This is a genomic window from Streptomyces avicenniae, from assembly GCF_000719135.1.
Lineage (GTDB): Bacteria > Actinomycetota > Actinomycetes > Streptomycetales > Streptomycetaceae > Streptomyces > Streptomyces avicenniae.
In genome coordinates this window covers 128193-141775 of sequence record NZ_JOEK01000003.1, presented here as the reverse complement: position 1 = coordinate 141775, position 13583 = coordinate 128193, and the positions used below count along the sequence as shown (strand labels likewise).

The window sequence follows — 13583 nt, the reverse complement described above, 5'->3', positions numbered from 1 at the left end:
CTAGTTGCCCTCCCGCTCCTCCGTGAGGCGCATCTGGTCGATCAGCACGTCGCACGAACCGGCGCACGTGAGCTGGATGGTGTTCTCGCCCTCGTCGAGGTTGATGTTCTTGTACGTCTTCACCCAGCCGGTCTCCAGCTCGTCGCCCGGGCTGTAGTCCTCGAACGCGATCGGGTCCTCGCGCGGTTCGCCGTTGACGGAGAAGGACATCGTCTGACCGTCGGACACCGTCGAGTAGCCGACGTAGAAGAAGTACTCCTCAAGCGGCTCGCCCTCGATGTCGAACGTCCAGGTGACCGTCGAGCCCTGGGCGTTGCGCACGGCGATGTAACTGCCGTCGTCCGAGCGGGCGTTGGCCACCGAGTTCTCGACGGCGGCGCCGCCGGCGGCCTGGAGGTCGGCGAGGGCCGCGACGGGCGGTCCCTGCGGCTCCTCCTCGTCGTCGCCCGAGGGCTCGTCGCTCGGCGCCTCCTCGCCCTCGCCGTCGTCGGTGGCGTCCTGGCTCGGGGTCGGGGTGTTCGCCTCCGGGTCCTCGTCACCGCCGCCGTTGCTGAAGATGATCGCCGCGGTCACACCGAGCACCACGGCGAGGACGACGGCGATGGCGCCGATCAGCAGCCCGTTGCGCCGGGCGTCGGGCGCGGGGGGCCGACGGCGGTCCGGCGGGCCCTGACGGGGGCCGCCGTTGCCACCGCCCTGCGTCTCGGGGGCGGCGTAGCGCGCGTCGGGGGCCACCGCGTTCTGCTGAGGCTGGCGGTAACCCTGCTGGCCGCCGTTCTGCTGCCCGCCGTAGCCCTGCTGCCCGCCGTAGGTGCGCTCACCGACCGGACGGACCTGGTTGTACGACGGCTGGCGCGGGCCCTGCTGCCGCGGTGCCTCGCCGTCGGCGGGCCGGTAGAGGTAGGCGAACGGGTCATCGCCCTCGTCGGGCGTTCCCGCGCCGGTGTGCCCCGAGCTCATCGACTACCGCTCCTTAGTGACGGGTGTACGGCGGCGAGCCTACCGCGTTCGGGTGACAGACCGACCCGTGCGGCGACAGGGCCGACGCCCTTCGGCCAGCCCCCGGCGGGCCCTCGCGACGACCACCGCGGCGCACGTCAGCCCGCCCGCCTGCGGCCCGCGGAGCGGGACCGCTTCTCGACGTACATGCGCTGGTCGGCGGACTTCAGGATGTCCTCCACGCTCGTCCCGCAGGAGGCCCATCCGATGCCGAAACTGGCCCCCACGCGCACCACCCTGCCCTCGATCCGCATGGGCGGGATGATGGCGTTCCGCAGCCGTACGGCGAGGTCCGACGCGTCCGCAGGGCCCAGGCCCTCGGCGAGCACCACGAACTCGTCGCCGCCGAGCCTGGCGACGGTGTCGTTGTCCCTGACGCCCTGCTCCAGGCGGCGCGCGACCTCGACCAGCACGGCGTCCCCGCACACATGGCCGAATCGGTCGTTGATCGACTTGAAACCGTCCAGGTCGCAGAAGAGGACGGCCAGGCCCTTGCCGTCCCCGCCCGGCATGTCGGGCGTCCGGACGTGCTCGTGGTGGTCGTACGGGCGCCCGGCCGGTGTCCCGAGGCCCCGGAACGCGTCCTTCGGCTGCCCCGCCGCCGCGCCCTTGCCCCGGCCGAAGCGCTCCGGCGGGACGTCGCACACCCGGCCGCCCAGCCGCGCACGCAGCTCCGCGCTGTTCGGCAGGCCGGTCAGCGAGTCGTGGCTCGCCCGGTGCGCGAGGGCCAGCTCGTGCCGCTTGCGCTCCTCTATGTCCTCGACGTGCGTGAGCTGCACCTGCGGGCCGTCCGCCGCGTCGGCGACGACCGAGTTCCGCAGGCTCACCCACACGTAGGTGCCGTCACGGCGCGCGAGCCGCAGCTCCGCCCGGCCGCCCTCCGCCGACGTCCGCAGCAGCACGCCCGTGTCCTCCGGATGCACGAGGTCGGCGAAGCTGTAGCGCTGAAGGACGGCGACAGGGCGGCCGAGCAGGCGACACAGCGCGTCGTTGACACGGATCAGCCGCCCCGGGTTGTCCCCGCCCACCTCGGCGATGGCCATGCCGCTCGGCGCGTACTCGAACGCCTGCCGGAAGCTCTCCTCGCTCGCGCGCAGCGCCTGCTGCTCACGCTCCAGGCGGACGAGGGCCCGCTGCATGTTGCCGCGCAGCCTGGCGTTGCTGATGGCTATGGCCGCCTGGGACGCGTACAGCTCCAGCGCCTCGCAGCCCCAGGCGCCCGGCCTGCGGCCGTTGCGCGGCCGGTCCACGTCGAGGACGGCGAGCAGGTCGCCGTCCGAGGCGTACATCGGCGCGAAGAGGCGGTCCATCGGGTGCCACTCGTCCGGGTAGCGCGGCGCGGGCCCTGTGGTGTGCCACTGCGGGACGTCGTCGTGGTCGAGGACCCAGCCCTCGGTGTACGGGATGAACCGCAGGCCGCCCCAGCGCTCCCCCATCGTGAGGCGCCGCTCCCACGACGTGCGCGAGCCGGTGCGCCCGGCGAGCGCGGCCTCGGCGCGCTCGTTCCCCGCGACGGCCGCGACGAGCAGGTCGCCGTCGGGCCGGACGACGTTGACGGCGGCCAGCTCGAACCCGAGGGCGGTGACGGCCCCGTCGGCGATGGTCTGGAGGGTGTCCGCCATGCTGCGGGCGGTGGCGAGCTGGGCGACGACCTGGTGCAGCTCCCGCAGTGACGCGAGGCGCACATACGGCTCGGTCTCCGTTTCCATCACTCCCCCGGGTGCGCGAAATGCACGTGCAGATACACAGGCCACTGAATCACAGGGAGCTGCCCACTAGGTACACAGGGTCAGCGATTAGTTGCCTACTGTGATTCTTGTCACACTAAGAGAGGGATCGGTCGCGCGACGTAGGACGTGGTGAGATGCTGCCTGGTTCCCTGGTCCGATGCGGGCCCGGGACCTGCCCGGTTAGCGTTGCGGGTGTGTCTTCTTCTTCCCGGCAGGCCCCTGTCCCCGCCCTCCCCGCCGCTCCGGCGACCCTCGACGGCGTGAGCGGGGAACAGTTCCGCGGCGCCATGGCACGGCTGGCCGCCGGCGTGGTCCTGGTGACGGCGCACGACGACGAGGACGGCCCGCGCGGCGCGCCCGCCGGGATGACGGCGACCGCCTTCCTGTCCGTCTCGCTGGACCCGCCGCTGGTCCTCGTCAGCGTCCGCACCGGCTCCCGCATGGACGAGTTGCTGGAACGGCAGCCGCTGTGGGCCGCCGCGGTCCTCGCCGCCGAGCAGCGGACGACGGCGGCGCGCTTCGCGATGAAGGGGCGGCTGAGCGACCGTCTGCTCTTCCAGGACATCCCGCACACGCTCGGTGACGTCTCGGGCGCGCCGCTCGTGACGGGCGCGCTGGCGACGATCGAGTGCCGGACGTCGCAGCGCGTCGCGGCCGGGGACCACACGCTCGTCATAGGCCACGTGGTGACGGCTCAGCTGCCCCCGCCCTCGGGCGGCCCGCTCCTGTACTACCGCGCGGCGTACCGCGCCCTGCCCTGACGGCCCGCCGCCCGGCGGGCGCGTGGCCCGCCGCGCGCGCCCGACGTACGCGGCTCACTCCCAGTCGCCCCGGCGCCCGCGCCCCCGCTTCACGTCGGCCCGGTGGTGCTTGGCGCGCAGCCGACGCTCCACGACGCCGCGCGGCGTCCTGCGGGCACGGCGTTCCGGCGGCGGTGGCGCGGTCGCCTCGGCGAGCAGCGCGGCCATGCGCCGGGCCGCGGTCTCGCGGTTGCGCCACTGGGAGCGGTGCTCGCTGGCGTATACGACCAGCACGCCGCCGTGCAGCCGCCCGGCGAGGCGGTCGAGGGCGCGTTCACGCCAGACCTCGGGGAGGGCACGGGTGGCGGCGAGGTCGAAGCGCAGCTCGACCTGGCTGTCGGTGGTGTTCACATGCTGGCCGCCTGGCCCCGACGACCGGGAGAAACGCCACTGCAGCTCGGCCTCCGGCAGGCTGACAGCGCCTCGGATGGCGTAGGGACCGGACATGCGTTCCATGATCCCGCGCCCCGACGGGTGCCGCACACCGTTTTCCCCTTCCGCCACTTTTTGACATCGGCCCGTGGAACCCGGGCAGGTGGTGTCTTCGTTGGGGTCGGTAAGAGTAACGTCATCGCAAAGGCGATCCTGAGCGAAACGGAATAAGGGGATCAAACATGGGTGTGAGCCTGTCCAAGGGCGGCAACGTCTCGCTGACCAAGGAAGCTCCTGGTCTGACTGCCGTCACGGTGGGCCTCGGCTGGGACGTCCGCACCACCACCGGTGCTGATTTCGACCTGGACGCGAGCGCCCTCGGTGTGAACCCGGGCGGCAAGATCGTCTCGGACCAGCACTTCATCTTCTACAACAACCTCAAGACCCCGGACGGCACCATCGAGCACACCGGTGACAACCTGACCGGCCAGGGCGAGGGCGACGACGAGCAGATCAAGGTCAACCTGGCCGGTCTGCCCGCCGACGTGGACAAGGTCGTCTTCCCGGTCTCCATCCACGACGCGGACAACCGCGGGCAGAACTTCGGCCAGGTGCGCAACGCGTTCATCCGCGTCCTGAACCAGGCCGGTGGCGCCGAGATCGCCCGTTACGACCTCACCGAGGACGCGTCCACCGAGACCGCCATGGTGTTCGGCGAGCTGTACCGCAGCGGCGCCGAGTGGAAGTTCCGCGCCGTGGGCCAGGGCTACGCCTCCGGCCTCGCCGGGATCGCCCAGGACTTCGGCGTCAACGTCTGACCCCGTCGCCCGACCCACGGAACCCCCCGGCCCACCCCGGGGGGTTCCGTCATGTCAACGCCGCGCGGGTGGCTCACGCACCATGGGCCGCCACGTACTCCCGGAAGGGAACCGCGTGGTCGAGGGCGACGCGCTGCCACGCGCGGTAGGGAGCCGGATCCCCCTCGTACGCCTCACGGTTGATCTGCGTGCCGTCCGCCCGGAAGTTCAGGTGCGCGACACGCGCGCCGTCGAACAGCCACCAGTCGCGGCCGGTGAGCGGCAGCCGAAAATCCCGCGCCGTCACGTCGAGAACGCGGATGTCCTCACCTGCGGCGATGTTGCCCGGGATCCCCCACTCGAACTGATAACGCTGGTAGTCGGTCAGCGGACGCCGGACGACCCGCACGCGCCCCACGCGCCGCCCCGTCGCGCCATAGGCCCTGACCCGTTCGTGCCAACGGGCGTTGTGCCCCTCGGGCCTGTCCTCGCCCCGGAGGAAACGCGCCACGTGCTCCCGTTCCCTCGGCATGGAATACGTCGGCTGGGCCTCGAACCGCCACGCCTCGTGGGTGAAGGCGTCGAAGTACGCGCGCCAGCCCTCACCGTCCAGGACCGCGCCGCCCGGTCCTTCCTCCCCTGCGGTCACGAGACGTCGTCGGGTTCGACGCGGAGGCCGAGTTGGGCGGCCAGGCGCGGGGCCAGGTCGAGGAGCTGCGCCGGGTTGATCACCGCGCCCGCGAGGCGGTCGAAGCCCCGCGTGACGTCCAGCGACGCCGCGCGCCGCAGATCGACCTCGCTCAGCGTCGCCCCGGTGAAGTCCGCGCCCCGCACCTCGCAGTCCAGGAACGCGACACGCTCGAGACGCGCCCCCGCGAAGTCCGGCTCGGACAGCACACAGTTCTCGAAGACGACGTCGGTCAGCTTCGCCTGCCGCAGGTTGAGGAAGTCGATCTTCCCGCCCCGGAAGCGCACCCGCGTCAGCACCGCCGCGCTGAGCTGCACGCCGCCGAGCCTGGCGTCACGCACCTCGACGTCCCGCAACTGCGCCTCGCTCAGGTCCGCGCCGACCCCCCGCACCCCCTCCAGCGCGCTGTCCACCACCCGCGCCCGTTTCAGCACGGCCCCGTCGAGCACGCAGCGCCGCAGCGCGCAGTCGAGGAAGTGCGCGCCGCGCGCCTCGGCCCCGCTCAGGTCGAGGCCGTCGAACTCCACCCCGTCGTAGTCCCCCTCCACCTCCAGTCCCCCGCCGTCGAACGCCCGCAGCTCCGGCAGCGAGAACTCCGGCGCCTTCGGCCGGGCCACCGGCTTCACCTTCCGCGCATCCACCATGCCGCCATCGTGCCGCACACCACTGACAACAGCCGTCCCGCCGGGAACACCTTGACCTCCAGGGAACTTGAACTTCTAGCGTGAGGGCATCGGCCACCCGCTCCCCCGCACGAAAGCGAGACCGCCCATGCGCGCCATCCGTCAGTACGCCTTCGGCCCGGCCGGGAACCTGCGCCTCGAAACGGTGGACGACCCGGTCCCGGCCCCCGGGCAGGTCCGCATCGCCGTCGAGGCGGCCGGGGTGCATCTCATCGACACCCTCCTGCGCCAGGGCCCCCAGGACGGCGACTCCTTCCCGTTGCCCTTCCCCGAGCTGCCGACGACCCCGGGCCGCGAGGTCGCGGGCACGGTGGACGCGCTCGGCGACGGGACCGACCCGTCGTGGCTCGGCCGCCGCGTCGTCGCCCACCTCGGCATGGTCCCCGGCGGCTACGCCGAGGCGGCCGTCACCACGCCCGACAAGCTCCACCCGCTGCCCGACACCCTGCCCTCCGACCACGCCGTCGCCATGGTCGGCAGCGGCCGGATGACGGCCGGCATCCTGCGCTTCACCGACCTGACGCCCGCCGACATCGTCCTCGTCCTGGCCGCGGCGGGCGGCATCGGCGCACTCCTCGTGCAGTACGCGAAGCACCGCGGCGCGACCGTCGTCGGCGCCGCGGGCGGCCAGGAGAAGGCCGCCGTGGTGGCGGGTCTCGGCGCCGACCTCGCCCTCGACTACACCGCGCCCGGCTGGGCGGACCGCGTCCGCGCCGCGTACGGCGACCGCCCCGTCAGCGTCCTGTTCGACGGCGTCGCCGGGCCCCTCGCGGGCACGGCGGCCGGGCTGGTCGCGCCCGGCGGCACGCACCTGGTGTACGGCAACGCGTCGGGCGCGGCGGACAGCGGCGAGCCCCCGGCCGACATCGTCACCCGCACCGTCTTCGGCCAGGCCCTGTTCGAGCGCATCGGCGGCCGGCAGAACCTGCGGCTGCTGGAGGACGAGGCGATGGCGCTCGCCGCCGCCGGGACGCTCACGCCGCTCGTCACCCGCTTCCCCCTCGCCGAGGCCGCCCGCGCCCACGAGGCGCTGGAGAGCAGGGCGACCACCGGCAAGGTCGTCCTCGTCACCGACCGCGCCACCGACCGCGCCACCCCCTGACCCGGCGGCTCAGACGCGGACCGCCTCCAGCAGCACCAGCGCCTCCGGGTGCTGGAGCGGCGCCCGCACGCCGACCGCCTCCAGGACGCGGCCCGGCAGCGTCACGCCCCCGTCCGCCCACCACGGCAGCTCGCGCCGGGACCTGCCGCGCACCTCGCCGCCCGGCGCGAGCGGCGCGACGCGGTAGTCGGCGTCGGGCAGGAGCCCCGGGAGGCTGACGCGTCCCGGCGGCGACTGCACCGTCGTCGCCATCTGCGCGAGCGTGTAGACGGCGCGGGAGCCGTCCTCCGCGACCACGCCGTGCACCCACAGCGCCGGGTCCGGGTGGTCGCCGCGCACGACGGTGCCCGTGTGCAGCAGGGGCCGCAGCCGCTTGTACAGGGCGATCCACCCGGCCAGCTCCGCCTTGTCCGACGCGCTCGCCCGCGTCAGGTCCCACTCGATGCCGAAGTGCCCGAACAGGGCGGTCCCGGCGCGGAAGCCGAGCGTGTGGGTGCGGCCCGTGGTGTGCGCCTCGGGCGCGCCGACGTGGGAGCCGAGCAGTTCGGGCGGCAGCAGCAGGCCGGTCCAGCGCTGGATGCGCTGCCGTTCCAGGGCGTCGATGCAGTCGCTCGTCCAGACGCGGTCGGTGCGCTCCAGGATGCCGAGGTCCACGCGTCCGCCGCCCGAGGAGCAGGACTCGATCTCCAGGCGAGGGTGGCGGGCGCGCAGTTCGTCCAGGAGCCGGTAGACGGCCTCGGTGTGGGCGTGGACCCCGGCCTGCCCCGTGGGGCTGTGCCCTGCCTCGACGAGGTCGCGGTTGTGGTCCCACTTGATGTACGTGAGGTCGTACTCGGTGACCAGCGCGTCGAGCCGCTCCAGCAGGTACGCGTAGCACTCCGGGTGCGCGAGGTCGAGCACCTGCTGGTGGCGGGACTCGGGCGGCACGCGGCCCCCGGTGGCGAGGATCCACTCGGGGTGCGCGCGGTAGAGGTCGGAGTCGGCGTTGACCATCTCCGGCTCGAACCAGAGGCCGAACTCGAGACCGAGGCCGCGCACGTAGGCGGCGAGCGGGTGCAGTCCTTCCGGCCAGACCGTCCCGTCCACGAACCAGTCGCCGAGCCCGGCGTGGTCGTCGCGGCGTCCGCGGAACCAGCCGTCGTCCAGGACGTAGCGTTCCGCGCCGACCTCGGCGGCGGCGTCGGCGAGCCGCTTGAGGCGTTCGACGCCGTGGTCGAAGTAGACGGCCTCCCAGACGTTGAGCGTGACGGGCCGGGCGCCGTGCGGGTGGGTGGCGCGTCCGCGCAGGTGGCCGTGGAAACGCCCGGCGAGTTCGTCGAGCCCGGTGCGGCCGTAACTGCCGTACAGCCAGGGCGTCGTGTACGCCTCCCCCGGGCCGAGCGCGACCTCGCCCGCGAGCAGCAGCTCGCCGCCCGCGAGGAGCGAGACGCCGCCGTTGGTCCGCTCGGCCAGGGAGCGGGCGTTGCCGCTCCACGCGACGTGCAGGCCCCACACCTCGCCGTGCCGGAAGCCGAAGTCCCGCGTGCCCGCGACGTGCACGGTGACGGCGTCGGTGCCGGTGCGGCCCCTGCGGTTCTCGCGCAGGTGGGTGCCGATGGTGAACGCGTGCCGCTGCGGGCTGCGTTCGCGCAGGTGGCGGCCGGTCATGTCGAGCAGTTCCGTCGCCCGGTCGGGCACGGGCAGGGCGAGGAGGACGCCGGAGAGGGTGAAGGGGGCGGCGGAGGCGTCGGCGGTGCTGGTGACGGTCGCGCGCTGCCGTACGAGGCCCGCGTCCGTCAGCTCGATCTCCAGGCGCAGCGCCAGCGCGGCGGTCGCGTCCTCGGCCAGGACGACGGCGCGGCGCTCCCCGGCGTCGAGCGAGGTGACGGTGAAGGCGGTGGAGAAGTCGGCTCCGGCGCGGTGGCCGGTGAGCCCTGGGGTGCCGAGCCATCCGGCGGAGTGCTCGGGCAGGAGGGCGAAGGGGACGGGCTCGTCCAGCGTGTTCGACGGGCTCTGCGGCAGGTCGGCCCTGACGAGCGCGGCGAGGGCGTCGGGCGTCAGCTCGCCGAGGTCGGGGCCCCAGTGCGCGACGCGGGGCAGGCCCGTTCCCGTGCCGTCCAGCAGCAGGCTGGTCCCCGAGGACCGGAAGTAGAGGAACGTCCCGTCGCGCATCTGTGATCCTTTGATCGATCCTGTTCACTCCTGCGCGATTATTCTGCGCGGCACGCCCCCCGCGCCGTCAAGGGGTCCTCACCCCCGGTCGCGGACCGAGCGGACGACGTCCCCGGCCCGGCCGGGCGGCACGCCGACGGTGACCAGGTAGGTGACGGCGGCCAGCGTCTCGTCGTCGTCCAGCTCCCCCCGGTCGATGCTCTCCCAGAGCGCGAACAGGATGTCCCGCAGCACGACGGCCATCACCGGCGGCGGCAGGTGCCGGGCGAAGCGGCCCGCCTCCTGGCCGCGCTCCAGCAGGGCACGGCCGCAGTCGTAGGCGGGCGCGAGGAGGTCGCCGAACCGCCGCTCCCCCAGGTGCCTGCGCCCGAGCGAGAGCAGCATGCGGTAGCGGTCGCCGACCCGCCACATCTGGAGCGCGAAGCGGACGAGCGCCTCCTCCGGGTCGTCCCCCTCGCGGTGGGACGCGGCGACCGCATCGACGAGCGACGCCGCGGCGTCGTCGGCCAGCGCGTCGAGCAGGGCGTCACGGCCGGGGAAGTGGCCGTAGAGCGTACGGCGCGCGACGTCGGCGGCCTGCGCGATCTCGTCCAGCGTCGCGTCCGGCCGCGCGCCCAGCTCGCGGCGCGCCACCTCCAGGATGCGGGCGCGGTTCGACCGGGCGTGGCTGCGCTGCGGGGCGGAGGGAGAGGGCGAGGGCGTCATGGCGTCGGTTCTCTCACGGGACGGCGGCGGACGGAAAGCGAGCAGGGCCCTCGCCCCATACTTGCACACGGGTGTGCGAGTATCTAACCTGCACATCGATGTGCAACCACGCCCCCGACCCCTCAAGGACCCGGACCATGCCCCTCGTCGTCTCCACCCCCGTGGACCGGATGACCGGCCCCTACCCACGGCGCCGATGGGCGCTGCTCGTCCTCTGCCTCAGCCTGCTGATCGTGGTGATGGCGAACACGTCGCTGATCGTCGCCGCCCCGGACATGACACGTGACCTCGGCCTCGACAGCAGCCAGCTCCAGTGGGTCATCGACGGCTACACCGTCCCGTACGCCGCGCTGATGCTCGTCCTCGGCGCCGTGGGCGACCGGTACAGCCGCCGGGGCGGCCTGCTCGCCGGACTCGTCGTCTTCGCGGCGGGCGCCGTGCTCGGCAGCCTGGCCGACAGCACCGGCGTCGTCATCGCCGCCCGCGTGATCATGGGCGTCGGCGCCGCCACGATCATGCCCGCGACGCTCTCGCTGCTCGTCGCGACCTTCCCGCGCGCAGAACGGGCCCGCGCCATCACCGCGTGGACCGCCACGTCCGGCCTCGCCATCGCGGTCGGCCCGCTGGTCGCGGGCTGGCTGCTGGAGGACCACGGCTGGGGCTCGACGTTCCTGATCAACGTGCCGGTCGCGGCCGTCGCGTTCGTCGCCGCGTTGACAGTCGTCCCGCCGTCACGGGCCGCCACCCCCGGCCGCCTCGACCTCGTCGGCGGCCTGCTGTCCGTCGTCGCCGTCGGCGCGCTCGTCTACGCGATCATCGAGGGCCCACACTTCGGCTGGGGCGCGGGGCCCGTCAGCGCCGCCGTCGTCGCGGGCGCCGCACTCGTCGCGTTCGTCCTGTGGGAGCTGCGGCACCCGCGCCCGCTGGTGTCCATGCGGCTGTTCCGCGACCGGCGCTTCAGCGGCTCGATGCTGGCCGTCCTGCTGTTCTTCCTCGGCACCTTCGGCGCGATCTACTACGCGACCCAGCACCTCCAGTTCGTCCTCGGGTACGGGCCCCTGGACACCGGAGTCCGGCTGCTGCCGCTCGCCGGGGCCGTCTTCGCCGGGGCGGCCCTCACCGGCCTGCTGACGCCGCGCCTCGGCGTGAAGGTCATGGTCGGCGTCGGCATGGCCATCGGAACGGTCGGTGTCCTGCTGCTCACCCGCATCGACACCGGCTCGGGCTACGCCGACTTCCTGACGCCGTTCCTGCTGCTCGGCTTCGCCATCGGCCTCAGCGTCTCGCCGTGCACCGACACGATCATGGGCCTGTTCCCCGAGAACGAACTCGGCGTCGGCGGCGGCCTGAACGACACCGCGCTCGAACTCGGCGGCTCCCTCGGCATCGCCGTCCTCGGCTCGCTGCTGGCCACGAGCTACCGCGACGAACTCACCGGCACGGTCGGCGACCGGCTCCCGCCCGAGGCCCTGGACACGGCGCGGGACTCCGTCGGCGGCGCGCTCGGCGTCGCCGAACGCATCGCCGCGGAACCGGGCGCGGGCGCCGAGGCGGCGGGGCAGCTCGTCGCGGCGGCACACGACGCGTTCGCCCACGCCGTCGCGCAGACGAGCCTGGTCAACGGCGTCATCATGGCCGCGGGCACCGTCGTCGTCCTCCTCGTCCTGCCGCGGCGCGGGCGGGCGGGGAAGGCCGAGGACTGACGCCCGCGGCGGGTCCGCGCCCGCGCCCGGCTCACTCCGGCGCGGAGCGCGGCAGCCCGGCCGCGTCCACCGCGCGCCGGAACCGCAGGTCCCAGTCCCACCACGTCACCGTCGCCAGCCCGCCAGCGACCTGGAGCCCCGGGGGCTCCACCGACGCCCACAGGTACGGGCCGCCGCTGCCCTCGCCGGTGAACCACCGCGCGACGTCCGGCGCGTCGGACCGCCAGCCGGGCAGCGTCCGGTAGATGCGGTCCAGGCCGTCCCAGTGGACGTCCAGGAACCGCCGCCAGTCGAGGCAGTAGACGCGGTCAACGGACATCCACTGCTCCGCGACCGGCCCGGACGGCGCCTCGTCCCCTGTGCCCGGGGGCAGTTCGTCGTCGTTGTCGTAGTACCACTCGCGCCCGTCCACCGGGACAGTGTGTACGACCGCGCGCCGTGCGCGGCACCGGGGCTCAGCGCGTGGACGACCCTCGCCTGTGCGCGACGATCCGTGCGATGTCCCAGGCGTGGTGGACGGCGTCGTGCGCGTTGTTGCGGGCGACGTCCTCGGTGGACTGGCTGCCCCGGGTGGCGTGGTCGAGCACCACGCCCGCGTCGAGCGCGGCCGACACCGACTCGGCCCAGGCAGCGGCGGCCCACCGCAGCGACCACAGCGCGCCCGCGAGGGGGATCTCGGCGTAGTGGCGGGCGTTCGCCAGGAGGTCCTGGTCGTATCCGGGGACGCGGTGCGCGTCGGACAGCCGCGCACCGGCGAGCCGTTCGGCCCAGTTCCGCAGGTTGTCCGTGACGTGGCTGACGTAGGCCGTGACGTTCCACGCGAGCCCGGGGAGCCGCTCGTCGCCCCGCAGTCCCTCGACGAGACCGGCGTACCTGGCGGGCAGCGCCCCCACCAGCACGACGGCCTCACGTGGCGTCAGCGACCAGTCGAACCCGCAGTCACGGCACGGATCGCCGTACAGGCTTGCTCCCCAAAGTTCCATGACGGCTCAGCCTATTGCCCTGCCGACCGCCGGGCGGGCGAGCAGATGCGTGACGTAGCCGACGCATGACGGCGCGCAGACGATCACCACCTCCCGATCGCCGTCACGGCACTGCACGGCCAGGCAGGTCCGCGGAATCCGCTTCTCGGGCCCCGACCCGCGCAGCCGCCGCACCCCGACCAGTTCGAGCCCCCCGAGGGGAACGGCCCACCGCGGGTGACGCGCCGCCCGCCCGCGCGCCGCCCACAGCTCGCCGTCCACGAGGAACAGGCACCGGGCCGCCGACGCCGCGTCCTGCGTCATGCCGAGGACGCGGCCTCCGAAATGCACTTCCTCCCCTGCCGCGAAACGGCGTTCACACGACCGCCTCCCCGATCCGCCGCCGTCGCCGCCCCACCCGAGCAGGGCCCCGATCAGCCCCTCCAGAAGCAAGCCCAGCATCCGCTCCCACCCCCACTTCCCCCTGAGGCACCGAGGAGCCCGCACGACCACGCCGCACGGACCACACGCCACCGTCCCCTCCATCGTCGCACCCCGGCCCACGCCGTACGGCGGCTGCGGGAGGGCGGCCGACCGTGCCGGACCGTGACGCACGGAAACCCCGCCCACCCGGGGGTGAGCGGGGTTCCTGGTGAGCCGCCTGTCGGATTCGAACCGACGACCTGCTGTTTACAAGACAGCTGCTCTGGCCGGCTGAGCTAAGGCGGCGGGGCGTGAAGCCGCTCCAGGGTACACGGCACGACCACCGACCGCCGGGGAATATCCGCAGCCCGAGGCCCCTGTATCACCCTGCGTGACCGGTACGCGGCATTCTTCCGTTAACACGCTTTTCTTTTACCGTCAGGTACTGACAGACCCCGTTGTTTCGCG

At 73.5% G+C, this 13583-nt stretch carries 14 protein-coding genes and 1 tRNA gene; 4 read left to right on the top strand and 11 right to left on the bottom strand.

Annotated features, from left to right (window positions below; genetic code table 11):
- Together IF27_RS07420 and cdgB are read right to left on the bottom strand one after the other, a co-directional pair.
- The gene (locus IF27_RS07420) at positions 1 to 960 is read right to left on the bottom strand and encodes a carbohydrate-binding protein (RefSeq protein ID WP_052848590.1); all 960 of its coding nucleotides are present in this window, start codon (positions 958 to 960) and stop codon (positions 1 to 3) included.
- Between the two features lie 137 nt (positions 961 to 1097).
- Positions 1098 to 2708 carry a diguanylate cyclase CdgB gene (gene cdgB, locus IF27_RS07415; protein WP_052848589.1) on the bottom strand — a complete coding sequence of 537 codons (1611 nt, stop codon included), beginning with the start codon at positions 2706 to 2708 and terminating at the stop codon, positions 1098 to 1100.
- 281 nt (positions 2709 to 2989) lie between these two features.
- On the opposite strand from cdgB, the gene IF27_RS07410 reads away from it, so the two are divergent.
- Positions 2990 to 3490: a flavin reductase family protein gene (locus IF27_RS07410; protein WP_052848588.1), complete on the top strand. Its 501-nt coding sequence runs from the start codon at positions 2990 to 2992 to the stop codon at positions 3488 to 3490.
- 54 nt (positions 3491 to 3544) lie between these two features.
- Here IF27_RS07410 and arfB read toward each other — a convergent pair whose 3' ends face one another.
- Entirely contained in the window at positions 3545 to 3985 is a 441-nt protein-coding gene (arfB, locus tag IF27_RS07405; RefSeq protein ID WP_052848842.1) for an alternative ribosome rescue aminoacyl-tRNA hydrolase ArfB, read from the bottom strand.
- A gap of 158 nt (positions 3986 to 4143) precedes the next feature.
- Here arfB and IF27_RS07400 point away from each other — a divergent pair, with 158 nt between their 5' ends.
- Entirely contained in the window at positions 4144 to 4719 is a 576-nt protein-coding gene (locus IF27_RS07400; protein ID WP_052848587.1) for a TerD family protein, read from the top strand.
- A gap of 73 nt (positions 4720 to 4792) precedes the next feature.
- Here IF27_RS07400 and IF27_RS07395 read toward each other — a convergent pair whose 3' ends face one another.
- The gene (locus IF27_RS07395) at positions 4793 to 5347 is read right to left on the bottom strand and encodes a DUF6879 family protein (RefSeq protein ID WP_052848586.1); all 555 of its coding nucleotides are present in this window, start codon (positions 5345 to 5347) and stop codon (positions 4793 to 4795) included.
- Positions 5344 to 6030 (bottom strand): pentapeptide repeat-containing protein, encoded by a 687-nt coding sequence (locus tag IF27_RS07390; RefSeq protein WP_052848585.1) that lies wholly within the window; start codon positions 6028 to 6030, stop codon positions 5344 to 5346. Before IF27_RS07390 ends, IF27_RS07395 begins: the two co-directional genes overlap by 4 nt.
- Positions 6031 to 6157: 127 nt before the next feature.
- Here IF27_RS07390 and IF27_RS07385 point away from each other — a divergent pair, with 127 nt between their 5' ends.
- Complete coding sequence (locus IF27_RS07385; protein ID WP_052848584.1) at positions 6158 to 7171, top strand: zinc-binding dehydrogenase; 1014 nt, start codon at positions 6158 to 6160, stop codon at positions 7169 to 7171.
- Between the two features lie 9 nt (positions 7172 to 7180).
- Here the strand turns inward: IF27_RS07385 and IF27_RS07380 are convergent, their stop codons facing one another.
- Positions 7181 to 9322, bottom strand: coding sequence for an alpha-galactosidase (locus IF27_RS07380; protein WP_052848583.1), 2142 nt, complete (start codon positions 9320 to 9322; stop codon positions 7181 to 7183).
- A gap of 78 nt (positions 9323 to 9400) precedes the next feature.
- Positions 9401 to 10027: a TetR/AcrR family transcriptional regulator gene (locus IF27_RS07375; RefSeq protein WP_052848582.1), complete on the bottom strand. Its 627-nt coding sequence runs from the start codon at positions 10025 to 10027 to the stop codon at positions 9401 to 9403.
- 137 nt (positions 10028 to 10164) lie between these two features.
- On the opposite strand from IF27_RS07375, the gene IF27_RS07370 reads away from it, so the two are divergent.
- Positions 10165 to 11730 carry an MFS transporter gene (locus IF27_RS07370; RefSeq protein ID WP_052848581.1) on the top strand — a complete coding sequence of 522 codons (1566 nt, stop codon included), beginning with the start codon at positions 10165 to 10167 and terminating at the stop codon, positions 11728 to 11730.
- Between the two features lie 31 nt (positions 11731 to 11761).
- On the opposite strand, the gene IF27_RS07365 is transcribed toward IF27_RS07370, so the two are convergent.
- The 4 genes from IF27_RS07365 to IF27_RS07350 form a co-directional block, all read right to left on the bottom strand.
- Positions 11762 to 12142: a hypothetical protein gene (locus IF27_RS07365; RefSeq protein WP_052848580.1), complete on the bottom strand. Its 381-nt coding sequence runs from the start codon at positions 12140 to 12142 to the stop codon at positions 11762 to 11764.
- A 43-nt stretch (positions 12143 to 12185) separates the two neighbouring features.
- Positions 12186 to 12713: a hypothetical protein gene (locus tag IF27_RS07360; protein ID WP_190232849.1), complete on the bottom strand. Its 528-nt coding sequence runs from the start codon at positions 12711 to 12713 to the stop codon at positions 12186 to 12188.
- 6 nt (positions 12714 to 12719) lie between these two features.
- Complete coding sequence (locus IF27_RS07355; RefSeq protein ID WP_190232848.1) at positions 12720 to 13043, bottom strand: hypothetical protein; 324 nt, start codon at positions 13041 to 13043, stop codon at positions 12720 to 12722.
- Between the two features lie 304 nt (positions 13044 to 13347).
- A tRNA-Thr gene (locus IF27_RS07350) sits at positions 13348 to 13421 on the bottom strand.
- Positions 13422 to 13583 lie beyond the last annotated feature (162 nt).

Coding starts and splice junctions, on each gene's coding strand:
- IF27_RS07420 (WP_052848590.1), bottom strand. CDS start 960: ATGAGCTCGGGGCACACCGGCGCGGGAACGCCCGACGAGGGCGATGAC.
- cdgB (WP_052848589.1), bottom strand. CDS start 2,708: ATGGAAACGGAGACCGAGCCGTATGTGCGCCTCGCGTCACTGCGGGAG.
- arfB (WP_052848842.1), bottom strand. CDS start 3,985: ATGGAACGCATGTCCGGTCCCTACGCCATCCGAGGCGCTGTCAGCCTG.
- IF27_RS07400 (WP_052848587.1), top strand. CDS start 4,144: ATGGGTGTGAGCCTGTCCAAGGGCGGCAACGTCTCGCTGACCAAGGAA.
- IF27_RS07390 (WP_052848585.1), bottom strand. CDS start 6,030: ATGGTGGATGCGCGGAAGGTGAAGCCGGTGGCCCGGCCGAAGGCGCCG.
- IF27_RS07385 (WP_052848584.1), top strand. CDS start 6,158: ATGCGCGCCATCCGTCAGTACGCCTTCGGCCCGGCCGGGAACCTGCGC.
- IF27_RS07380 (WP_052848583.1), bottom strand. CDS start 9,322: ATGCGCGACGGGACGTTCCTCTACTTCCGGTCCTCGGGGACCAGCCTG.
- IF27_RS07375 (WP_052848582.1), bottom strand. CDS start 10,027: ATGACGCCCTCGCCCTCTCCCTCCGCCCCGCAGCGCAGCCACGCCCGG.
- IF27_RS07370 (WP_052848581.1), top strand. CDS start 10,165: ATGCCCCTCGTCGTCTCCACCCCCGTGGACCGGATGACCGGCCCCTAC.
- IF27_RS07360 (WP_190232849.1), bottom strand. CDS start 12,713: ATGGAACTTTGGGGAGCAAGCCTGTACGGCGATCCGTGCCGTGACTGC.